Source organism: Flavonifractor sp. An10 (genome assembly GCF_002161215.1).
Taxonomy (GTDB): Bacteria; Bacillota; Clostridia; order Oscillospirales; family Oscillospiraceae; genus Flavonifractor; species Flavonifractor avistercoris.
Window position 1 is genome coordinate 102,581 of the sequence record NZ_NFMB01000005.1, and the last position, 20,579, is coordinate 123,159.

Here is a 20,579-nt window from a genome sequence, read left to right on the forward strand (position 1 = left end):
GGCCCGGAACCTCGGTTCCGGGCCCTTGATGTCCCAGGTTGGGGGCAGGCCCCCGCCCTACTTTCCGGCTTTCAGCGCCCGCATGGCGTTGAGGATGGCGATGACGGACACGCCCACGTCGGCGAACACCGCGGCCCACATGGACACCAGGCCCACGGCGCTGAGCACCAGCACCAGCAGCTTGACGGCCAGGGCGAAGACGATGTTCTGCTTGACGATGGACAGGGTGCGCCGGGCGATGCGGATGGCGTGGGCGATTTTAGAGGGCTTGTCGTCCATGAGGACGATGTCGGCGGCCTCGATGGCGGCGTCGGAGCCCAGTCCGCCCATGGCGATGCCGATGTCCGCCCGGGAGAGGACGGGGGCGTCGTTGATGCCGTCCCCCACGAAGGCCAGGGCCCCCTTGGGGGAGACCTCTTTCAGCAGCTTCTCCACCCGCTCCACCTTATCGGCGGGGAGGAGCTGGGTGTGCACCTCGTCCAGGCCCAGCTGCTTAGCCACGTCCTCCCCCACCGCCTGGGCGTCGCCGGTGAGCATGACGGTCTTGCGCACCCCCGCCGCCTTGAGGGCGGCCACGGCCTCCTTCGCGTCGGGCTTCACCTCGTCGGAGATGACGATGTGGCCCAGGTACACCCCGTCGGAGGCCACGTGGACGGTGGTGCCCACCCGGTGGCAGGGGTGCCAGGACACGCCGATGTCCTCCATCAGCTTGTCGTTGCCGGCGCAGACAGTGTGGCCGTCCACCACGGCCTTCACGCCCCGGCCGGCCACCTCCTCCACGCTGGACACCCGGGAGGAATCCATCTCCCGGCCGTAGGCCTCCTTCAGGGAGCGGGAGATGGGGTGGTCAGACCAGCACTCCGCCAGGGCGGCCAGCTCCAGCAGCTGGCCCTGGTCGCAGTGGTCGGGGTGGATGGCGGTGACGTTGAACACGCCCCGGGTCAGGGTGCCGGTCTTGTCGAAGACCACGATCTCCGTCCTGGCCAGCACCTCCAGGTAGTTGCCGCCCTTGACCAGGATGCCGTCCTTAGAGGCCCCGCCGATGCCGCCGAAGAAGGACAGGGGCACCGAGATCACCAGGGCACAGGGGCAGGACACCACTAGGAAGTTGAGGGCCCGCTGGATGGAGTCCACCCACTGGATGGAGGTGAACAGGGGGGGCAGGAAGGCCAGGGCCACGGCGGCGAGCACCACGATGGGGGTGTAGTACCGGGCGAACTTGGTGATAAAGTTCTCCGCTTTTGCCTTCTTGCTGGCGGAGTTCTCCACCAAGTCCAGGATCTTGGCCACGGTGGACTCCTCAAAGGCCTTGGTGACCCGCACCTTCAGCAGGCCGGACAGGTTGACGCAGCCGGAGATGACATCGTCCCCGCTCTCCACCTGCCGGGGCAGGGACTCGCCGGTGAGGGCGGCGGTGTCCACGGTGGAGCTCCCCTCCAGTACCACCCCGTCCAGGGGGATGCGCTCCCCGGCCTTGATGACGATGGTGTCCCCCACCGCCACGTCCTCCGGATCCACCTGCTCCAGCTGCCCGTCCGGGCCCTCCATATTGGCGTAGTCGGGGCGGATGTCCATCAGGGCGGTGATGGACTTGCGGGACTGATCCACCGCATAGCTCTGGAACAGCTCCCCCACCTGGTAGAACAGCATGACGAACACCGCCTCGGGGTACTCCCCGATGGCCAGGGCCCCCACGGTGGCCAGGGCCATGAGGAAGTTCTCGTCAAAGACCTGGCCGTGGGCGATGTTGCGCACCGCCCGCCACAGCACGTCCCAGCCGATCACTCCGTAGGGTGCCAGGAACACCAGCAGCCTGACCCAGCCCGTGAGGGGCAGCAGCATACAGACCACAAAGAGCACGGCGCTGACGATCACGCGGATCAGCATCCGCTTTTGCTTCTTGGACATGGCTTCTCTCTCCTTCAAAGGGCCGGAGGGCCGCCGGCTGCGGCCCTCCGGGCGGTTATTTCACCAGAATGGTGCAGTCGGGCTCCACCTTTTTGCAGATCTTGACCGCCTCCTGCAGGATCTCGTCAAACCGGGCGTCGTCGGCGTCCAGGGTGAGCTTCTGGGTCATGAAGCTGACGGTGGCGGAATTGACCCCGGGCAGCTTCCTGATGGCGTCCTCCATCTTGGCGGCGCAGTTGGCGCAGTCCAGATCCTGGAGCTTGAAGTGCTTTTTCATGGTGATCTCTCCTTTACAAATTATAAAACGTATCCGGATAACCGGGCTGTGTTACAGCACATGGAGGGGCAGCAGCTCCGCCACGTGCTCCATGCCCTGGCTGAGGATGGTGTGGACGTGGTCGTCGGCCAGGGCGTAGAACACCGTCTTCCCCTCCCGGCGGGCCTTCACCAGCTTGCTCTGCTTGAGGGAGCGGAGCTGGTGGGAGATGGCCGACTGGGTCATGCCCAGCAGCCGGGCGATGTCGCACACGCACATCTCCGACTCGTTGAGGACATACAGGATCTTGATGCGGGTGGAGTCGCCGAAGATCTTGAACAGCTCCGCCAGGTCGTAGAGCACCTCCTCGTCGGGCATGTTCTTCTCAACCTGGGCCACAATATCCTCATGGACGTGCATGAACTCGCACTGCTCCACGTCGCGGGGCTCCGGCATGATACCACTCCTTCCTTCAAACATATGAGCCATTGTTCATTTATTATTATATGCTTATATGTTCAAATGTCAAGAGAAAAATAAAATGGATTGACTACCTTTTTCTTAGAGGGTATGATACCAGTAAAGCATCATGAAGGAGTGTGACAGCCATGACCCCCATTGCGGAGGAGAGTCTGAAGTTCCACTATGAAAAAAAAGGCAAGATTGAGGTGGTCTCCACCGTCCAGGTGCGGGACGCCCACGATCTCTCCCTGGCCTATACCCCCGGCGTGGCCCAGCCCTGCCTGGAGATCCAGAAGGATGTGAACAAGAGCTATGAGCTGACCCGGCGGTGGAATCTGTGCCTGGTGGTCACCGACGGCTCGGCGGTGCTGGGCCTGGGGGACATCGGCCCCGAGGCGGGCATGCCGGTGATGGAGGGCAAATGCGTGCTCTTCAAGCAGTTCGGCGGGGTGGACGCCTTCCCCCTGTGCGTCAAGAGCCACGACGTGGACGAGATCGTCCGCACCATCCAGCTCATCTCCGGCTCCTTCGGGGGCGTCAACCTGGAGGACATCTCCGCCCCCCGGTGCTTTGAGATCGAGCAGAAGCTGAAGGAGTGCTGCGACATCCCCATCTTCCACGACGACCAGCACGGCACCGCCGTGATCACCCTGGCGGGGCTCACCAACGCCCTGAAGGTGGTGGGCAAGAAAAAAGAGGACGTGAGGGTGGTCATCAACGGCGCGGGGGCGGCGGGGCTGTCCGTGTGCCGGCTGCTGCTGGCGGCGGGCTTCCGGCACATCACCCTGTGCGACAAGAGCGGCATCCTCTGCCACGGCGTCACCCAGGGGATGAACCCCTACATGGCCCGGATGGCGGAGGTGACCAATCTGGAGCGGAAGACCGGCCTGCTCGCCGACGCCCTGGTTGGCGCCGACGTGTTCCTGGGCTACTCCGCCCCCAACCTGGTCACCGCCGACATGGTGCGCACCATGAACCGGGACGCCATCATCTTCGCCTGCGCCAACCCCACCCCCGAGATCTTCCCCGAGGAGGCCAGGGCCGGCGGCGCGGCGGTGGTGTCCACCGGCCGGAGCGACTACCCCAACCAGATCAACAATGTGATGGTCTTCCCCGGCATCTTCCGGGGGGCCTTCGACGTGCGGGCCAGGGACATCAACGAGGAGATGAAGATGGCCGCCGCTCAGGCCCTGGCGGGACTGGTCTCCGACGGGGAGCTCTCCCCCGACCACATCATCCCGCCCGTCTTTGACCCCCGGGCCGCCGCCGCCGTGGCCGCCGCCGTGGCCCAGGCCGCCCGGGACACCGGCGTGGCCCGCATCTGAGCCGCCGCATGGCGGAGGCCCCCGCCGTCCCTTCTGCAGGGGTCTGCGGGTATCGGCAGGGTCAAATTCGGTCGGAATTTTGTAAATTTTGGCCAAATTTAGGATGAATTTAGTTGCAGTGCATTCTTTTCCATGGTATAATTTTACAAGCTTTATGCCTGGCCGGAAGGGAGTGCATCATGAAGGTTAAACGCTCCAAGATCAACCAGTCCCTCGAAAAGACCATCCAGCTTGTGGAGACCATGGCCAGAGGGCAGGGTTCCATGCGCCTCCAGGACATCGCAAACCAGTGCGGCATGCCCCCCAGCACGGCCCTGCGGATGCTCAACACCCTGCTGGTTCACGGATATGTCCTCCAGGATCCGATAACCCAGCAGTACGCCCTGTCCCTGCGCTTTTCCCGGCTGGGCGTCCTGGTGCGGCAGCAGACCGACCTGCTGCAGCTGGCCCGGCCGTTCCTGCGTGAGCTGGCCGACCGCTGCCGGGACACGGTGTGCCTGATCGCGCCGGACGGGGACGACGCCCTCTGTGTGGAGACCGCGCCGGGCCCGGATGGCCTTCTCCTGGTTCACCAGCAGGCCGGTGCCAGGGTTCCCCTGCACACCTCGGCGGCGGGCAAGCTGCTGCTGCTCAATTTCAGCAACCAGAGGCTCAATGAATATCTGAACCGCTGCGGGCAGACCGCGGTCACCCCCCGCACCATCACCGGTCGGGAGGCCCTGCTGGAGGAGCTGGAGCGCACCCGCGCCCGGGGCTACGGCCTGGAGGATGAGGAGCGGGAGCTGGGGGCCCGGACGGTGTCCGCCCCGGTGCGGGACTTCACCGGCCAGATCGCGGCGGGGCTGAGCGTGTCCGCCCCCACCGCCCGGATGCCCGCCCGCCGGATGGAGGAGCTGATTCCCCTCCTGCTGGAGACGGCGGGCCGCCTGTCCCGGATCCTGGCCTGCGATACGCCGTAGGGCTGCCGCCCGCACCAACACGAGTTTGCAAAACAGCCGCCCCGACCGGGGCGGCTGTTTTGTGGTTTGGGTGCGGTTACCCGGCCCAGTGGAGCACCGCGTCCCGGAGGAAGCGGGCGCAGCCGGGCACGTCCTTGTCGTAGTAGGCGGCAAACCGCTCGTCCGCCACGTACAGCTCCGCAATGCCCCGGTGTTTGGCCGGGTCATAGGGGCCGCCGCTCATGGACAGCCAGCGGCGGTGCAGCTGGGTGACGGCCTGTCCCTCCGCCCCCGCCGGGTCGGCCCCGGAGCGGACGGCGGCCTCCAGCCTCCCCTGGAGCTCCTCCCCCAGGTTCTTCCACGCCTCGTATTTCTCCGGGGTCAGCTCCAGCACCGCGTGCTGGGCGGCGTCCACCATTCTGTCCCCGTACTTCTCCCGGGCCTCCCGGCCGTAGATCCGCTCATGCCAGTCCACGGCTCTCTGCTTGAAGGCCTCAAATTTCTCCGCGTCGTTCATGATCTCGCTCCTTTCCTGTTTCCGGATGGTAGTCTTCACCGACCGGATCAGCCCCTCCAGGCGCGCCCGCTCCCCCTCCAGGGCGGCCAGGTGCCCCCGCAGGGCCGCCAGCCGGTCGAAGGACGGGTCGTCCAGGCTGGCCTTGATCTGCTCCAGCGGCACCCCCAGGGCCCGGTAGTACAGGATGTCCTGGAGCCGGTCTACCTGGGCGGGGCCATAGTAGCGGTATCCGTTCTCCCCCACCCGGCCGGGTTTCAGCAGGCCGATGCGGTCGTACCACCGCAGGGTGCGCGGCGTTACCCCCGACAGCTCCGCCAGGGCTTGTACGGTATATTCCATGGCGCTTTCCCTCCTTCGCCTCCAGCATAGCCCTTGACGCCGCGTCAAAGTCAAGCATCTTTTTGCAGATTATGTTATACTAAATTTCAAAGGCGGGGGCAAGCCCCCGCCCTACAGAAGATAGGAAGGAGCTGTGCTATGGAATTTTCTTACTGCAAGCTGGAGATCTTTGTGCCGGAAAGCCACCTGGAGCAGATCCGGTCGGCCCTGCGCTCGGTGGACGCGGGGCACATCGGGAACTATGACAGCTGCCTGTCCTACCACCCGGTCACCGGCTGCTGGCGGCCCCTGGAGGGCACCCACCCCTGGCTGGGACAGGCGGGGGAGCTGTGCACCGCGCCGGAGCTGAAGGTGGAGGTCACCTGCCGGGCGGAGCAGGCGGAGGCCGCCATCGCCGCCGTCAAGGCCGCCCACCCCTACGAGGAGCCGGTGATCAACGCCATCCCCCTGTGGCGGACGGGGCTGTAGCCTCTCCCCCCGCCTTCGCCTTGACGGGGCGGCGGCGCGGGGGTATGATAGGGGAAAGGAATGGAAGAGGAGGATCCTGCCATGAAACGTGCGTCCCTGGCCGCCCTGGCCGCCCTGCTCCTGCTGCTCCCCGCCTGCGGCTCCCCGGAGCCGGAGCCAACCCCCACACCCACGCCCACCCCCGTGGCCACACCCACGCCGGAACCCACGCCCACGCCCTATAACGGCCCGGTGAGCCCCCTCAGCGGCCTGCCCATGGGGGAGGAGTGGGTCAACCGCCGCCCGGTTGCGGTCATGCTCAACAATTTGAAGGAGGCCCTGCCCCAGCTGGGCCAGTCCATGGCAGATATCATCTACGAGGTGCCCGCCGAGGGGGGCATCACCCGCATGCTGGGGGTGTACCAGTCCCTGGACGGGGTGGGCACCATTGGCTCCATCCGCTCCGCCCGGCCCTATTACCTGGAGCTGGCCCTGGGCCATGACGCCATCTTCCTCCACGCCGGGGGCAGCGTGGACGCCTATGACAAAATCCGCCAGTGGGGGGTGCCCGCCCTGGACGCGGTGAACGGCCCCTATCTGGGCAGCAGCCCGGGCTCCAACCTGATGTGGCGGGATCCGGAGCGCCGCAAGAGCTACAGCCTGGAGCACACGGTAGTCACCACCGGGGAGACCATTATGGAGCTGCTGCCCACCTACAGCCTGCGGCTGGAGCACGAGGAGGGCTACACCTACGACATGGACTTCGTGTCCGACGGCACCCCGGCAAACGGCGCCCCCGCCGGCACCATCACCGTCCCCGTGTCCCACTACAAGACCGGGGTGTTTACTTACGACGAGGACAGCGGCCTCTACCTGGTGGAGGAGTATGGCCAGCCTTATCTCGACGGCAACACCGGCGAACAGGTGGGGGTGACCAACGTGGTGGTGCTCAAGACCGCCTGCCGCTATACCGGCGACAGCCTGGGCCACATCACCGTGGATCTGGACGGGGAGGGCACCGGCTATTTCGCCTGCGGCGGCCAGGCCATCGAGATCGCCTGGAGCAAGGACGCCCCCTACGGCCAGTTGCGCTACTACGACCTGGGCGGCTCTCCCCTCTCCTTCGGCGTGGGCCGCACCTATGTGGTGATCGTCCCCCTGGACTGTGACATCTCCTTCTCCTGATTGAAAAAATCCCCCCTGGAGCTCTCCAGGGGGGATTGCTGCCTCAGCCGCAGCAGCTCTTGAGATCCCGGCAGTTGTCCGGGATGGGCGCGGGGCTGTTGGGCGGGAAGAACTCGTTGACCGGGAACTTCACGTGGCGGAAGATCTCGCAGGGATCGTCCTCGCAGCCGCCGCAGGTGCACTCCTTCTCCGGCATGCAGTAGTCGTACACCGGCATCAGCAGCTGGGCATCCCGCTCCAGCCGGACGATGGAGAACTGGCCCAGGGTGACGTAGATGCGCTTGCCGTCGCTGCCGAAGCAGAGGTCGCAGCCGAAGCAGGCGCACACGCAGGGGGGCAGCTCGGTGAGCTCGCAGTCGCAGGGGCGGCACTCGCACACGTCCACCAGCTTCATGTTGAGCACGATGGGATCCACCGCCTCCACTATCCGCACCAAATAGGTAAATGGTCAAAAGGTATCCAGGTCATCCAGTTTCTTTAGGACAATGCGGACATTTCCGTCTCTATTAACGCTGATATGGTCAATAATCTTGCGTAAATCCACATTTGTCACGGTTTCCAACTGCAAGAACCGCTCAATCTCCTGTATGTACTGTTCCACAAAACGGCCTGAATCCTCTTTGACCGCCAGGAAATGCTCATATTGCTTTAAGTCATAGTCCAGTGACTCCAATTCTTCAAGGATGCTTGCAGTGTGCTTTTTTAGTTCGTTCATTGTGATAATCTCATTGGCGTACATTTCCTGGTATCGCTCTTTTTTCGCCAGTAAAGATTTCTGCCGCCGTTCAATTTTGACCCTATCATCCGAAGATTGCCCACTGGAAAGACGCTTTTCTATGTCGGACAGTATTCCAGAAATGAAGTTGCCCTTGTCATGAATAAGGGATGTAAAATACACCTGTATCTCTGTTAGGAGTTCCGCTTCGTTCAGTGTTATATTGTTGTCGCACCGTTCAGCGGTGAACTGGTCATTTGTGGTGCATTTCCAATATATGCGAGTGTTCTTGTAGGTGTAATGTTTCTGGCAGAAAGAGCGTCCGCAGTGCTCACACTTGATAAGGGTGCTGAATAGGTGCTTCGTACTGTACCTGGCCCCTCTAAACGGCTCCCCGCTATCATACTGCGCCCGGCGTTGGTTTAGCTGTGCCTGCGCCTGTTCAAATACCTCCGGCGGAATAATGGCCCACTCCGGTCTTTCGTGGTGGAAGTGCTCTTCGGCTGGTATATGTACTTGTTTCCCGGTTAGGTAGTCCGCTATCTCATACTTATGATTGATATAATGGCCGCAATAGATGGAATTGGTCAGCACACGCCGAACTGCTCGGGGATTCCAGTCACACTTAAACTTGGTTTTGCGCTGGCTTTGATTTAACCGCAAGCTGATAGTCCGACACCCAAGCCCTTCTTCCAGGTAAAGCCGGTAAATTTCCCTTACCGTTTGTGCCTCCTGGCTGTTTATCACAAGGGTAAAATTATCAATGCGGTCATAGCCAAAAATCCTCTGCGGGACCCTGCCTTTTTGGGCATTTATCTTCTTTCCGAACTTTACCCGCTTGGATAGATTTGCGCTCTCCTCCTGCGCCATAGCCCCGAAAATGGTAAGAACAAATTCAGAATCCGAAAAAGTTTCCATGTTCGCTGTAATAAACATGGTATTGATACCTAATGCTTTTAACTCTCGGATACTTTGCAAAAAATCAACGGTATTTCTGGCAAAACGGGAAATGTCCTTCACGACTACGGCCTCAAACAATCCAAGTTTGGCATCTTTCATCAACCGCAGAAATTCACTTCGCTTCCGCAGACTTGTTCCTGTAATCCCCTCGTCTGCATACACTTTACGCAAATTGTGACCGTTTTTCTGCGCATACTCCCCGAAGAATTGCTTTTGGTGTTCCAGGCTGTCTACCTGTTCTTCTTTGTCCGTGGACACACGGCAATAAGCTACTATATTCAAATTGTTGGTTGCTCCTTTCATCAACCAACTCATATCCACATCGGATTATAGCATAAAAAGCAAAGGAGATAAAGGCTTGTCGGCCCTTATCCCCGTGGTATGAGTTAGTATTTAATTTTCACTTGCGCTGTGATAAGGTGAATCCAACATTGCCAGTAGCTTTTCAAAAATGATTTGCCGTAAAATATCTTCAACTGCCTTGTTTTCACTGTTTGGATTGACAAAGGTATACTTGACCTCCACGCTGTTCTTCCTCGTAGGATACGCCCCCTCTCTGGTAAGAGTATATGGGCGATATACCTCTATCATGCTAAAATAGCCTTTCAATCTGGTTATCACTCCAACCCGCTCTCCTGCCTTCGGCGAGGATACGTCCCACTTAACAGCGGCAAAATAAGTCAAGTGGTTCAAATGGTCAAAGCGATTTATTTTGCGCCAGCTTCCGGCGTGGCGGCTCTACACCCAATAATATGGGGGATTTCTTCATTTCTTCGGATAAAGCCTCAAAAGTCCTTAACCATCAGCATTTCTCTGGACAAAATCATTGATTTTCAAATTGATAAGCCGTTGTGGCACAATCATTGCTTGTCCAGAAAACAAAATGTTGACAGCTTATTCAAATAATTGAAAAGCCTCTATTGGATTAGATGCAACTACTTCCTGCGCCTTAATTGATTCCAAGACATTCTCTGTATAACTGCCGCTATTGTTTGAGCGCCATTTTCTCCGGTTATCTCTCATGGGCAATACTATATCTTTCCCCATAAAGGTAATTCGTCTATTTACGATACTGTTGAGGCATTTTACAAAAGTGTCAGCATCTTCACACCTGAAACGCTGGAGAACATCAAACTTCGGATTTCCAACAATCAGAGGTTTTCCACTTCCACCCAGCAGCCTATTTAGAACGCCTACCATAAGGCCACAAGTAACATTATGGCTCTCGTAATGTACCAGATAACGCCCATTAACGTAGCAAGCAACAATTGCAGATGGTTTTTCTACCCTTGCTGTTATATCGCTTTTTTGACTATTTGTCGTTCGTTTCATAAGAGACAGATTAAGCGTCGTATTATTCCTTATATGGTTGTCCAGATGGTCAGCACTAAGCCCATACCTTTCCTTAAACTCAAAGTAGCCTTGCATATCTTCAAGAAATGTTTCTGTATTAACCATTCCCATGTAACAAGCAATCGCTAAATCATACAGGTACATATTTTGGTCTGTTCCATGATTATAGATTTTTATCCTCAATCGGCCATCATCACGAAACGGCCTTAATCTGTCCAGGCACAAAATTTCATATAAAGTCTGGTTGTAAGTCAGATAATCCTGTACGCCATCCAGTTTTAGCGTGTAGATGATTTTCCCATCTACAATCTCAATCTTCCTCGTATTGCTCTCCTGTGAACTCGTGTTTTTTATCACATAGACACCTCTTTATTGACCTTATTTTTACTTGTTCTCTTATTAAGAAAACAGGCTAGAAAAGCTCATAACAAAGCCTTTTCTAACACCTTCTTTGTACGGGGGTGGTACAAAGCCTCGTCAAGCCCAAGCCAGCGAAATAGCAATCTTCTCATTCTGTACGATGGAATATATAGGTTAATTTTTTGTTCATTTCTTATAGCACTTCTCCAAATCCACTGCAATAATTCACTTATAGCAAAACATTCTTCGTCTATGGGGCTTCCCCTGCGTGAAAAGTACTTTTCTATTTCTGGGGGAAGGTAACGATTTAACAGATATATTAGCGTAGTGCGTTCTGAATAGTCATTTGTCGCTCTAGCCGTGCAGGAAACAAAGCATTGTAGTTTTCGCTTTTTTTCATCTGGTAATCTCCGCTCCTCGGCGGTAAGTTGTCGGATATACTTGAATCCTTTTGTCTTTTCCAACTTCTTATAAATATTGTGCTGTTTGGTGGTAGTCCACATTACGCTGTCGGTGGGGGCTTTCACCAGCATCTTGTAATTCCTCATGGCATTTTGAATTACTCGTATTTGTTCTGCACTTCTACCCTTTAGCCAACTCACAGAAAATGCGTTTGGTTTGCTCCCAATGCGGTTCAAGTTTCCGGAGTAAATATTTATAAGAGAGGCCAGCGCACTCTTGCGTTCTTCGCAATCATCGTATGGACACAACTGGAATTTATCGTCCTCGGTGCGTTCTGCGGAACACTTTGTATAGGGCAGACCATAGACATTCATATACGCCGCAAGCATACTGCCCTCGAAAAGATATGTGAGAATATATATGTGCTTAAATGCTGTAAACACTTCCACTGGATACTCCCAATACAGTGTATCGTCAATGCAACGCAAATTACCGCTTTTGGCAAGCCGCTCTACTTCTGAATAGTGAAAACCGTCTACTATTGCGCCGCTCCACTCCACATGGTAGTTATCAGATACGGCAATATAGCCCTCCTGCCTTAGCCAACGTACATCTTCTTTTGTAATTGCCTTGTTATCGAGAGATTTCACAACTTCGTTATATTCCTGGAAAATGTCAATGGCTTCATCCAGTATCAACGTATAATCTCCCTCGTGGATAAGCTGCACTGTTTCCGCCGTTGCCGTAAGAAAGAGGGCGTGTGTTGTAACAATACATTCCCCAGAAGCCAACAATTTATGGAAATTAGTTAGTTTTCCGCTTCCTGTATTGTAAGGCTGTTTGAACCGATGTTGTGTTCGTTCAATTACTCGGTCAATTTCGGATAAGTATGGCGTTACATAGATATAGTTGCCCTCCAAATCCTCATTGACTTTTTCCAGCATAGCGGTTGTCTTTCCGCTCCCCATAATGCTGTCCACAATTATTATGTCTGCGATAATCCCAACTCCCATCAATATAAAACTATGATTTGTTTGTGTGGTTACGATTCAAAAACGGCGTGGTTAAGCCATCCTTCTTACCAGTGCGTTATCCGTTTTGGCTTACCTGCTCGCTCAATAATGCGGTCATAAATCCAGTCCATACAATCGCCACATACATTCAGCGTTACCCGCTCGCCGTCATGCTTGGAACCACGGCTAGCTTCAAGTGTAATTAGGGATGGGCCATATATGTCGTCCTGGTCGCATATATCGCACTCAAAGCCAGACCATATAGAATCCATGCTTTCTCCTTCATTTTCCTCCGAAATCATTTTCAAAACATCGTCATAGTTCGTAAGCTCCATTTTGTTCCCTCCCTTCTGCGGCTCTGCCGCTTTTCTTTTTGGATGGGCATTGTTCCCGGCTCCTCGGCGCACTGCACCCTTGGGAGGAGAACATCAGCACGCCCTTTCCGCCCCTAACCACAGGGGGTGTACCCTGGGCGGCTGGGGAGCGGCGGGGCCGTCCCTGCACCCCTAACCGCAGAGGGGCAACCATCTTGTTAGCAACTCAATATCTCTATGTCACATTGTCAAGGTACACGCCATCCAGAACGAAAAAAGACACACTTCCCGCAAGGCTCTTATGGCCTCATGGGTAAGTGTGTCTTTAACTTCTGTCGGCGACATTTTCAACTTACGGCAACATTATAACAAACCGATTTAGGTAGTTCAACCCAATGATATAAACAAAACCGATTTAGATTTCCATTAGTCCAGAGGTAGAATCGGGCCGTGCTTATGTGGTGAACCGACTACTAAGAAATATCCTGCTGGACAACTTCGGAAATACCAAAACCACCCCCGGCCTGTGCCTGTTCCCGCTCCATACGTTCTCTAACAGCTTGCAGGACATACGCTTGTACTGACTGACCAGCATTAGCGGCGGCGGCTCGTATCGTTGCCCCTACCTCTTGTGTCGGACGTATCATTATATTGTCTTGTCTCCGATTGTAATTAGTGCTTGCCCTCTTTTGCGCTTCTGTTGACATGGTATCACCCCCATTAGATTTTACCATCTAATATAAATATCAGTAAACTGATATGTTTCACAAAAATATCAGTTAACTTTTATGCAATATTCCATCTTCCCAAACTATCAGTTAACTGATATACTGAAAGCACACCAGGGGAACACCCCGACAGGTCAAGCCAAGGTGGACGATAGAATCAAGACCACCAGATAAGACCGGAACCGGATACGGGAGATTGTGACGCACTTAGAAGAACGCTATGCCGTAAAGCCCTCCGGCGCTTGACCTAGAAGAATGAAAGGAAGGTTGAATATGTCCAGTATCGAAATCATTTCCAAAATTGAAGCCCTCAAGGAATGGGAAACCATTCTGGAAGAAGCCAAGGCAGAGGTGGAAAGTCTCAAAGATACCATCAAGAAAGAGATGGACAGCCGGGGCGTGGAGGAATTGGAGGCCGGTCAATATATCGCTAGATTTACCACCGTCATTTCCAACAGGCTAGATACCACCGCGCTTAAGCGTGAGAACGCCGCCCTTTATCAGCGGTATCTCAAACAGTCTACCAGCCGCCGCTTTTCTATCGCATAAAACAAGCCCCTTGCACAACACGCCGACCAAAGCAAGAGTGCAAGAGACTTGACCCACACTCACCAAAGAGGGAGCGGGTATATTCAGTATAGCCGCCCGCTCCCTCAAAATCAACAACAATTTATTTGAACAAAAGGGAGCGTAACCATGAAGGAATTAACCAAGTACAGCCGCCTTGCCGGTTATCTGGAAAAACTCTACGACAAACTGAATACTGACTTCTTCAATGGCGAACTTGACCGGCCTGTTATCACTATCCAGAGCAGTAGCCGTAGCTATGGACACTACACCCTATACGACGCATGGAGCGTCAAAGGAGAAGGGTATAAGGAAATTAACATTGCCGCCGGGACACTGAACCGCCCCATTGAATATACTATCTGTACCTTGCTCCACGAAATGTGTCACCAGTATAACAACGAAATTGCACACGTCCAGGATTGTAGCCGTGGAGGAACCTACCACAACAAATATTTTAAGCGAACAGCCGAAGCCCACGGCCTGACTGTTACCCGTTCAGAGAAATACGGGTGGAGCATAACAAGCCCGTCTGATGAATTGCTCGACTGGATATTGAACAACGATATTCAAGAAATCAAGTTGAACCGCAACGAGTATCACGGTATCCGCATTGCAGGGGGTAATGCCGCCGCCGAAGGTGGAGCGCCTACGCCCTCCGCACGGCCTAACCACAACCACCGCTATGTCTGCCCCCACTGTCACAATATCGCCCGCTCCGGCAAGCCTATCCGCCTTATCTGCGGCGATTGTCTGCAACCTATGATAGAGGGCTGACCCCATGCGGCGCACCACCAGACGCCGCTTGTACGTCCAGCAAAGGGCAATGGGGCTGTGCTTACTTCTGGTAAGCGGCCTCTTGCTCTGGCTGGCCTACTGCGGAAAAACACCCCTTGACCAGGATTGTACGGCGGTGCTGATAACGGCTCCGTTGGGTACATATCTGCTGACTACGAAAAAACTTGTGATTGTTTGAAAGGACGGTTTACCATGGGAAAATTTATCTGCTGTATTTTCATCTGCGCTCTTGCTATGGCGTGCGCTCCACTGGCCTTGCTCCTGCTGTGTCTTTGTGGATGGAAAGACTGAACTACATAAGGGCGGGGTGCAATATCCCCGCCCTTGTCGTTTGCCTATCCAACCAGTTTGTAAAACGTGCTTTTCTTCATGCCAGTCAGCCGCATGGCCTCTACGGCGGTTATTTCCCCTATATGCCACCGCTCTATTACTTCATTCCAGTTATCAGGCTTAACGGCTCTTGGACGGCCTAAGTGCTTACCTTTTATCTTTGCCGCCGCGATCCCCTCCGCCTGCCGCTGGCGTATCGTTTCCCGCTCCTGCTGGGCAATGGAGGATAAAACTTCAATCAAAATATTATTTACCATTTCAAGAACCCATTCTTGCCCAGCTGGATACTCAATCATCGTTGTGGGCAAGTCCAGCACCTTCAAACGGATACCATTTTCTTTAAAGTATTGCAACTCGTTTTTAATATCCGCTTTGTTCCTACTTAGACGGTCAAGGGATTTTACAACCAAAGTATCCCCACGGCGTAGTAAGGCCGTTTTAAGGGCCGTGTATCCCGCCCGGTCTAAGTTCTTACCTGATTCCTTGTCGGTGATTATGTCCCGCTCCTGCGCCCCTAGAGAGGCAAAGGCGGCAAGTTGGCGGTCAAGATTCTGTTCTTTACTGGATACCCTGGCATAGTAGTAAGTCCGATTTTCCATCAGAAAGCGCCCCTTTCCTGTTTCTGCTTATAGCTTAACAGGCGGGGCGCAATCTGCACACTTCAAGTTTCCAGAAAAGTCATTCAATTTTTGGATATGTCCAGAAAGTAAATCAGGGTATTTGATAGACGCTTAACAAGGCTACTTTCTTACCGTCTCCAAAGGTAGACTTTTTTAGTCTATCAATCCATAATGCTGATTGTAATTGCCTCTGCATCAGAACAATATACCATCCATTTAGTTGTCTCCCCTGGTTCTAACCCCTCTGCGCCAACGGCGTAAGTCCAAGCAGTATCAATTACTTTGTCGTTCTTGTCGTAAAGAGAAATTTTTACTCTGACAAATTCGACCGCTGTTTCTGAATTGTTCGTAGCAGTTCCTTCAACATAGGGGTTACTACCGGCGTGATATGTGCCAGTTATTTTCAGGCCATTCTGAGTGATAGCATCATTTCTCCCAATAGTTGGAATAGAGTGGTTTGCACTTTCGACGCTAACTGTACGTTCAAATTGAAGCATACCACCGTCTGGCTTTCCGACATCATCAAAATAACAGCTTAAGGAAACTTCACAAGCAAGACCATCCCTCCATGAACAAGAAAAATAATTTCCACTTTGTGCATCTTTGTGTAGTCCGTATTGCTCACTCCAGCAAGTATCTGTTCCAAGGAACGCTGATATTTCACTGTGTAGCTGATTAAACAAATCAGTTGTAAAATTCCCACCATCTTCAAACTTAAACACAATGGAAGATAATGTATCATTCCAATCAAAATTAAGAATAGCTGTTCCGGTACAACCTTGAACTTCAAGCAAGTTTTCAACTATCATCTTACTTTTGATATATGTTGACTCTGCACTTGCCGCCTCAAATGATTCTGTCGTTTGAAGTTTTGATTGCAAACAAGCAGACACGTTATCAGGTGTTGCATCTGGAACCAACACGCACCCAACAGGTAAACTGCCAATATAAGCTGGCTCATAGGTGCTCCAATCAGTCCCGTTGCTGGAGGCATCATTTTCATTATCGCTGACAACCTCAAAGCTACTATCCACTATATTTGACACCTGAAATTCGTTTTCTGCATCCTGCCTATTGGAAGAATCCGTTTCGTTGCTGGAAATTCCACAGCCAGAAAGTAGTATCGTCATGCACATACAGGCAATGAATATGCTTCGCTTCATTTCTGTAACAGCCCTCCAAAGTATTCTTTTTTAGATATTGCTTTTAGAATATAGTTTTAGCATATCAGAAAAGATACAATTTAGCAAGAGGGAGGGTAGCGGCGATATGGCAAAGTTTACACCCAGGAAGTTTGAAAAAGAAGTTATATCCATGCGGATTTCTTCGGAAGTCTTAGAAAAGATTGACGATAAAGCGGCTAAAATTGGTATATCTAGGAATGAACTGCTGAATCAGTGTATACAATTTGCGCTCGACAACATGGAGGACAATCCAAAGAACGATTAAGACCGCCCTGTTTGTTGCAGGACGGTCTTTTTCTGCCTACTTCTGGAAAACCAGCGTATAGGCCCGGTCATAGTGCTTTGCCCCAAAATCGCCGCATAGCACGGCGACTATCGTGCCTAACACACTGGATTCCGTATCGACTTTAACACACTGTATCCTGTCCAGGTACAAAACGTTTTTCCCTGACTTCAAGTAAAGTATGTTTGGATTCTCATATATCTCCATGGCCGGAAAGGCCATCTCGACCTTACAGGGGTCTGCACACTGATACCACTCCTGATTTTCACTGTGGTAGATAATACGGGTAAATTGTTCCTTTTCGCAGTATTTCTTGAAATCGCTGACGGTCAATGTTTTCTTCATCATTTCTCACCCCCTCTGCAAGTAATAGAAACAGGGGCGGAAAACCGCCCCCGCTCCTATGGTGGTGCTTGCGTTCTATGCGTCCGTCCATACTTTGATTTTACCATCCACCAATGCCAACGCACACTTCAAAATCAGCGGCTCAAACTTCAATTTTTCCTTGTCGGATAAAGTTCAAAAATCCGCAAATCGTGTTTGATTTGTGCTGATACCCCGTTGCTACAAGATGCGTCATACCGTGACACCAAAAGAAGCGCCATTTGCGGTATCTTTAGGGAGGTATACCAAAATGGCCTATTTGCAGATTGCGGCTCGGCTGAAACAGCTACGCATGGAGCGGGGCATGACACAGGCACAAGTCGCCCACCATGTGGGGGTGACCCGCTCGGCGTTCTCTGCCTATGAAAACGGCACACGCTATCCAAGTTATGATACCCTTATCAGTCTGGCGCACCTGTTCAGCGTTTCCACGGATTTCCTGCTTTGTGTAGATAACCGGCACTTTGTAGATGTTTCCGGTCTGACAGTGGAAGAAACAGCGGCAATCAAAAATATGGTCAACCTGTTACGCTCCAAAAAATAGGAAAGGTCGCTGTCCAATGAGAAGAAAATCCCTACTGTCGTTCATGCTCTCACTGTCCCTGTTGCTCTCTGCATTGCCCCTCACGGCCTACGCCACATTGGAAAATGATGCTCCACCCACTGACCCGCCGCCTGTATCGGAACCCACAGAAGATAGCCCACAGATACCGGAAGTTACTACCCTGGAAGAACTGCTTGCCGCTATTGATGCCGCTGAATCTGGAGATACAATAGCTTTAAACAACCAAATTTACATTGACCAAAATTGTGTTATCGGCGATACAGAAAAAGTGATTACGCTTATTCCAGGCGACACCTTTACCGCTGGAACTTTTTTGACCGTTTCCAGTTTTGCCGAACAGGACGTTACCATTCAAAATTTGAACCTTGACGGGCAGGGGGCGGCCCTCTCTGCCATTGTTGTAAACCACACATCACTTGACGATATTGTTGGACAATTTGAAATGTCCAATATCAATATCTCAAACTTTGCTTCCACAAACCGCCCTGTTATTCTGTCCGCTGTGACCGCCACAGTTAGCAACTGCACTTTCAGCGACAATACAGGCAGACGGACGGCGGGGATTGAATTATCTTCAAACAGCACGGCTATCATTGAAAGCTGTACCTTTACCGACAATACTTCTGCCGGAAACGGCGGCGCTATCCTCTGCATGGGGCAACTGGAACTTAGAAACAGCCAAATTTCCAATAATCAAGCTGGGGTGGAGGTTGACCGTCCATGTGTTGGTGGAAGTATTTATATCAGCAATACCGGTTCTGGACTACTATATAACTGCACGATTACAGGCAACAATGCTAATCTAGGCGGCGGTATTTCCACCGATGGAAAGTTAGAAATTGTTGATTCCCTTATCTTTGGGAATACGGGGGCAATGGGCGCAAGCGACATCTACGCCCCCAGCAACACGCCGCTGTCCATTTCCTATACAAACGGCATGGATTCTATTTATACGGAAAATGACCCCGTGGGGTATTATGCTGACTACTTTGAAAATGCTTTTGACCCGGAGAACAACGCAGTATTTTTAGGGGAAAGCCTCTCCATAGAAAAGGTTGATACCCACTTCGGAGCAAAGTTTGTGTTTGCCTCCGATTTGCCAGAAGAACCAGAACCCGAACCGATACCGCCGGAACAGGACACGCCGGATTCCTCCGACACTCCATCTGACCCCGAACCTGTTAAACCTTCTGACCCTGGTACCCCTGATAAGCCAGATATACCGGACAGCCCCGATGAATCAGATGAACCGGAAGAACCCGAACACTCCAAAGACCCGGAACCGGATACCTCCGATGAAGATACCCCCGCCCCTTCCAGGCCGCACCGGCCCAGCCACAGCGATACCCCGGCGATAGAAATAACGGAACCTGTTAAGCTGGTGCTGTCCTGCGGCGACGCTGTTCTTGACCCCGCTGTCCCTCTGTTCCTCGCTGGATATGGAGATGGGCAAGCACACGAAAATGACCTCATAACCAGGGCGCAAATTGCCGTTCTGCTGTACCGCTCCCTAACTCCCGCAAGCGTGGCTATGCTGTCCGGTGATTATGATACCTTTTCCGACGTGGAGCGGGGCACATGGTACTATGCTGCTGTTTCCGCTCTGGCCTCTGCGGGCATTGTAAGCGGCTATAACGGTTTCTTCCGTCCAGACGATACCCTGACCTCCGGGGAACTGATAACCATGCTGACACGCTTTGTAGAGGCGAAAACTGCCCCTATGCCATGGGTATCCTATCAAGGCCATTGGTCGTATCCAAGCATTGTAACCGCCGTTTCCTATGGCTGGATTGAAGATGTTTCGGAGATAGACCCTGACCGCCCCGTTGCCAGGGGAGAAGCAGTTGCATGGGTCAATTCAATTTTTGAACTCTGTTAATACAAGAGGAAGTCGGTGCATAGAGGCACCGGCTTTTCTCATGGGCAAAAGTATAGTATACTGTTATCAGTCTTTGATAGCTCAACGATTCATAACAATACGCTTAAAAGAACATTGGATATGAGTTGGTTGTTCTTATCTAATTGTGGGCGGTTATTTCCACCACCGCGGTGGGCAGGTTGGCGCGGTCAGCGGACTCCTCCTCCCCGCCGTGCCGGGCGTCGGAGGTGAACACCTTGGCGCTGCCCTCGCTGCCGAACAGGATCACCCGCTTGTCAAACACGCACAGGCCGCAGACCTCCACCGGCCGTGCGGCCCCCACGAAGGCGTCCGCCGTCACCTTGTAGTAATAGCGCACGTCCACCGTGTAGAAGCCCCGGTTGAAGCCGATGGGCTCCACGTCGATGTAAACATAGATCAGTTCCGCCTTGCCGGCCTTGATGCTGACGGCACGGTCGATCACCGCCTGGCAGTTCTGGGCGGGATAAAAGCGGAGATCCTCAATGCAGTCTTTATCTTTGCAGGAATCATAGATCTTCTTCGTGTGTATGCACACGGCCTCGCGGATACCGGCGGTATCGGGCACCGGGCCGGGCATGACCTTCTCAGGCATTGCAATACCTCCTAGCAGATTGGGGCCCTTCCTTCCCTCGAACCATCCTATGCGCCGCCCCGCCGTTGGTGCGCGGGCCGGGCGGGCACAGCAAAGGGCCCAGGCCATTCTATGGCCTGGGCCCCATTTCGGCG

General features: G+C 53.8%; 23 protein-coding genes. 9 read left to right on the forward strand and 14 right to left on the reverse strand.

Annotated features, from left to right (window positions below; genetic code table 11):
* Positions 1-57: 57 nt before the first annotated feature.
* Genes B5E42_RS10175 through B5E42_RS10185 form a run of 3 tightly spaced genes read right to left on the reverse strand, consistent with a single transcriptional unit; the run spans position 58 to position 2,620 of the window.
* A complete protein-coding gene (locus B5E42_RS10175) occupies positions 58-1,908 on the reverse strand; it encodes a heavy metal translocating P-type ATPase (protein ID WP_087239281.1) in 1,851 nt (616 codons plus the stop codon).
* A 55-nt stretch (positions 1,909-1,963) separates the two neighbouring features.
* Positions 1,964-2,185: a cation transporter gene (locus tag B5E42_RS10180; protein ID WP_087239283.1), complete on the reverse strand. Its 222-nt coding sequence runs from the start codon at positions 2,183-2,185 to the stop codon at positions 1,964-1,966.
* A 51-nt stretch (positions 2,186-2,236) separates the two neighbouring features.
* The gene (locus tag B5E42_RS10185) at positions 2,237-2,620 is read right to left on the reverse strand and encodes a metalloregulator ArsR/SmtB family transcription factor (protein ID WP_087239286.1); all 384 of its coding nucleotides are present in this window, start codon (positions 2,618-2,620) and stop codon (positions 2,237-2,239) included.
* A 152-nt stretch (positions 2,621-2,772) separates the two neighbouring features.
* Between B5E42_RS10185 and B5E42_RS10190 the strand changes: the two genes are divergently transcribed.
* Positions 2,773-3,951: a malic enzyme-like NAD(P)-binding protein gene (locus tag B5E42_RS10190; protein ID WP_087239289.1), complete on the forward strand. Its 1,179-nt coding sequence runs from the start codon at positions 2,773-2,775 to the stop codon at positions 3,949-3,951.
* A gap of 179 nt (positions 3,952-4,130) precedes the next feature.
* Positions 4,131-4,910, forward strand: a complete 780-nt coding sequence (locus tag B5E42_RS10195) for an IclR family transcriptional regulator (protein ID WP_087239291.1) — start codon at positions 4,131-4,133, stop codon at positions 4,908-4,910.
* Positions 4,911-4,986: 76 nt separating this feature from the next.
* Here the strand turns inward: B5E42_RS10195 and B5E42_RS10200 are convergent, their stop codons facing one another.
* Entirely contained in the window at positions 4,987-5,745 is a 759-nt protein-coding gene (locus tag B5E42_RS10200; RefSeq protein WP_087239293.1) for a MerR family transcriptional regulator, read from the reverse strand.
* A gap of 138 nt (positions 5,746-5,883) precedes the next feature.
* Here B5E42_RS10200 and cutA point away from each other — a divergent pair, with 138 nt between their 5' ends.
* On the forward strand, positions 5,884-6,213 hold the full coding sequence (cutA, locus tag B5E42_RS10205; protein ID WP_087239295.1) for a divalent cation tolerance protein CutA: 330 nt from the start codon (positions 5,884-5,886) through the stop codon (positions 6,211-6,213).
* An 81-nt stretch (positions 6,214-6,294) separates the two neighbouring features.
* Positions 6,295-7,377, forward strand: a complete 1,083-nt coding sequence (locus B5E42_RS10210) for a DUF3048 domain-containing protein (protein WP_087239297.1) — start codon at positions 6,295-6,297, stop codon at positions 7,375-7,377.
* A 43-nt stretch (positions 7,378-7,420) separates the two neighbouring features.
* Here the strand turns inward: B5E42_RS10210 and B5E42_RS10215 are convergent, their stop codons facing one another.
* From B5E42_RS10215 to B5E42_RS10230, 6 genes are all read right to left on the reverse strand, one after another.
* Positions 7,421-7,792, reverse strand: coding sequence for a hypothetical protein (locus B5E42_RS10215; protein ID WP_242967093.1), 372 nt, complete (start codon positions 7,790-7,792; stop codon positions 7,421-7,423).
* Between the two features lie 33 nt (positions 7,793-7,825).
* Positions 7,826-9,355, reverse strand: coding sequence for a recombinase family protein (locus tag B5E42_RS10220; protein ID WP_162613964.1), 1,530 nt, complete (start codon positions 9,353-9,355; stop codon positions 7,826-7,828).
* A 90-nt stretch (positions 9,356-9,445) separates the two neighbouring features.
* Complete coding sequence (locus B5E42_RS19855) at positions 9,446-9,577, reverse strand: hypothetical protein (protein WP_255397009.1); 132 nt, start codon at positions 9,575-9,577, stop codon at positions 9,446-9,448.
* 369 nt (positions 9,578-9,946) lie between these two features.
* Positions 9,947-10,762 carry a hypothetical protein gene (locus B5E42_RS18890; RefSeq protein ID WP_141242515.1) on the reverse strand — a complete coding sequence of 272 codons (816 nt, stop codon included), beginning with the start codon at positions 10,760-10,762 and terminating at the stop codon, positions 9,947-9,949.
* A gap of 65 nt (positions 10,763-10,827) precedes the next feature.
* Positions 10,828-12,111, reverse strand: coding sequence for a hypothetical protein (locus B5E42_RS10225; protein WP_162613965.1), 1,284 nt, complete (start codon positions 12,109-12,111; stop codon positions 10,828-10,830).
* Positions 12,112-12,245: 134 nt separating this feature from the next.
* Positions 12,246-12,515 (reverse strand): hypothetical protein, encoded by a 270-nt coding sequence (locus B5E42_RS10230; protein WP_087239302.1) that lies wholly within the window; start codon positions 12,513-12,515, stop codon positions 12,246-12,248.
* A gap of 980 nt (positions 12,516-13,495) precedes the next feature.
* Between B5E42_RS10230 and B5E42_RS10240 the strand changes: the two genes are divergently transcribed.
* Together B5E42_RS10240 and B5E42_RS10245 are read left to right on the forward strand one after the other, a co-directional pair.
* Positions 13,496-13,771, forward strand: coding sequence for a hypothetical protein (locus tag B5E42_RS10240; protein WP_087239305.1), 276 nt, complete (start codon positions 13,496-13,498; stop codon positions 13,769-13,771).
* A 147-nt stretch (positions 13,772-13,918) separates the two neighbouring features.
* Positions 13,919-14,566, forward strand: a complete 648-nt coding sequence (locus B5E42_RS10245; RefSeq protein WP_087239307.1) for a SprT-like domain-containing protein — start codon at positions 13,919-13,921, stop codon at positions 14,564-14,566.
* Positions 14,567-14,922: 356 nt separating this feature from the next.
* On the opposite strand, the gene B5E42_RS10250 is transcribed toward B5E42_RS10245, so the two are convergent.
* Both B5E42_RS10250 and B5E42_RS18895 read right to left on the reverse strand, forming a co-directional pair.
* Complete coding sequence (locus tag B5E42_RS10250; protein ID WP_087239309.1) at positions 14,923-15,516, reverse strand: recombinase family protein; 594 nt, start codon at positions 15,514-15,516, stop codon at positions 14,923-14,925.
* Between the two features lie 182 nt (positions 15,517-15,698).
* A complete protein-coding gene (locus B5E42_RS18895; RefSeq protein ID WP_141242517.1) occupies positions 15,699-16,700 on the reverse strand; it encodes an FxLYD domain-containing protein in 1,002 nt (333 codons plus the stop codon).
* A 106-nt stretch (positions 16,701-16,806) separates the two neighbouring features.
* Here B5E42_RS18895 and B5E42_RS10255 point away from each other — a divergent pair, with 106 nt between their 5' ends.
* A complete protein-coding gene (locus B5E42_RS10255) occupies positions 16,807-16,986 on the forward strand; it encodes a ribbon-helix-helix domain-containing protein (RefSeq protein ID WP_087239311.1) in 180 nt (59 codons plus the stop codon).
* Between the two features lie 36 nt (positions 16,987-17,022).
* On the opposite strand, the gene B5E42_RS10260 is transcribed toward B5E42_RS10255, so the two are convergent.
* Positions 17,023-17,352 carry a hypothetical protein gene (locus tag B5E42_RS10260; RefSeq protein ID WP_087239313.1) on the reverse strand — a complete coding sequence of 110 codons (330 nt, stop codon included), beginning with the start codon at positions 17,350-17,352 and terminating at the stop codon, positions 17,023-17,025.
* 286 nt (positions 17,353-17,638) lie between these two features.
* On the opposite strand from B5E42_RS10260, the gene B5E42_RS10265 reads away from it, so the two are divergent.
* Both B5E42_RS10265 and B5E42_RS10270 read left to right on the forward strand, forming a co-directional pair.
* Positions 17,639-17,932: a helix-turn-helix transcriptional regulator gene (locus tag B5E42_RS10265; protein ID WP_087239315.1), complete on the forward strand. Its 294-nt coding sequence runs from the start codon at positions 17,639-17,641 to the stop codon at positions 17,930-17,932.
* 16 nt (positions 17,933-17,948) lie between these two features.
* Positions 17,949-19,832: a right-handed parallel beta-helix repeat-containing protein gene (locus tag B5E42_RS10270; protein WP_087239317.1), complete on the forward strand. Its 1,884-nt coding sequence runs from the start codon at positions 17,949-17,951 to the stop codon at positions 19,830-19,832.
* A gap of 139 nt (positions 19,833-19,971) precedes the next feature.
* Here B5E42_RS10270 and B5E42_RS10275 read toward each other — a convergent pair whose 3' ends face one another.
* Complete coding sequence (locus B5E42_RS10275) at positions 19,972-20,445, reverse strand: hypothetical protein (RefSeq protein WP_242967094.1); 474 nt, start codon at positions 20,443-20,445, stop codon at positions 19,972-19,974.
* Between the last annotated feature and the right edge of the window lie 134 nt (positions 20,446-20,579).

Coding starts and splice junctions, on each gene's coding strand:
- B5E42_RS18895 (WP_141242517.1), bottom strand. CDS start 16,700: ATGAAGCGAAGCATATTCATTGCCTGTATGTGCATGACGATACTACTT.
- B5E42_RS10220 (WP_162613964.1), bottom strand. CDS start 9,355: ATGAAAGGAGCAACCAACAATTTGAATATAGTAGCTTATTGCCGTGTG.
- B5E42_RS10230 (WP_087239302.1), bottom strand. CDS start 12,515: ATGGAGCTTACGAACTATGACGATGTTTTGAAAATGATTTCGGAGGAA.
- B5E42_RS10175 (WP_087239281.1), bottom strand. CDS start 1,908: ATGTCCAAGAAGCAAAAGCGGATGCTGATCCGCGTGATCGTCAGCGCC.
- B5E42_RS10275 (WP_242967094.1), bottom strand. CDS start 20,445: ATGCCTGAGAAGGTCATGCCCGGCCCGGTGCCCGATACCGCCGGTATC.
- B5E42_RS10180 (WP_087239283.1), bottom strand. CDS start 2,185: ATGAAAAAGCACTTCAAGCTCCAGGATCTGGACTGCGCCAACTGCGCC.
- B5E42_RS10225 (WP_162613965.1), bottom strand. CDS start 12,111: ATGCTGGAAAAAGTCAATGAGGATTTGGAGGGCAACTATATCTATGTA.
- B5E42_RS10195 (WP_087239291.1), top strand. CDS start 4,131: ATGAAGGTTAAACGCTCCAAGATCAACCAGTCCCTCGAAAAGACCATC.
- B5E42_RS10270 (WP_087239317.1), top strand. CDS start 17,949: ATGAGAAGAAAATCCCTACTGTCGTTCATGCTCTCACTGTCCCTGTTG.
- B5E42_RS10190 (WP_087239289.1), top strand. CDS start 2,773: ATGACCCCCATTGCGGAGGAGAGTCTGAAGTTCCACTATGAAAAAAAA.
- B5E42_RS10265 (WP_087239315.1), top strand. CDS start 17,639: ATGGCCTATTTGCAGATTGCGGCTCGGCTGAAACAGCTACGCATGGAG.
- B5E42_RS10210 (WP_087239297.1), top strand. CDS start 6,295: ATGAAACGTGCGTCCCTGGCCGCCCTGGCCGCCCTGCTCCTGCTGCTC.
- B5E42_RS10255 (WP_087239311.1), top strand. CDS start 16,807: ATGGCAAAGTTTACACCCAGGAAGTTTGAAAAAGAAGTTATATCCATG.
- B5E42_RS10240 (WP_087239305.1), top strand. CDS start 13,496: ATGTCCAGTATCGAAATCATTTCCAAAATTGAAGCCCTCAAGGAATGG.
- B5E42_RS10185 (WP_087239286.1), bottom strand. CDS start 2,620: ATGCCGGAGCCCCGCGACGTGGAGCAGTGCGAGTTCATGCACGTCCAT.
- B5E42_RS10245 (WP_087239307.1), top strand. CDS start 13,919: ATGAAGGAATTAACCAAGTACAGCCGCCTTGCCGGTTATCTGGAAAAA.
- B5E42_RS10250 (WP_087239309.1), bottom strand. CDS start 15,516: ATGGAAAATCGGACTTACTACTATGCCAGGGTATCCAGTAAAGAACAG.
- B5E42_RS10260 (WP_087239313.1), bottom strand. CDS start 17,352: ATGATGAAGAAAACATTGACCGTCAGCGATTTCAAGAAATACTGCGAA.
- cutA (WP_087239295.1), top strand. CDS start 5,884: ATGGAATTTTCTTACTGCAAGCTGGAGATCTTTGTGCCGGAAAGCCAC.
- B5E42_RS10200 (WP_087239293.1), bottom strand. CDS start 5,745: ATGGAATATACCGTACAAGCCCTGGCGGAGCTGTCGGGGGTAACGCCG.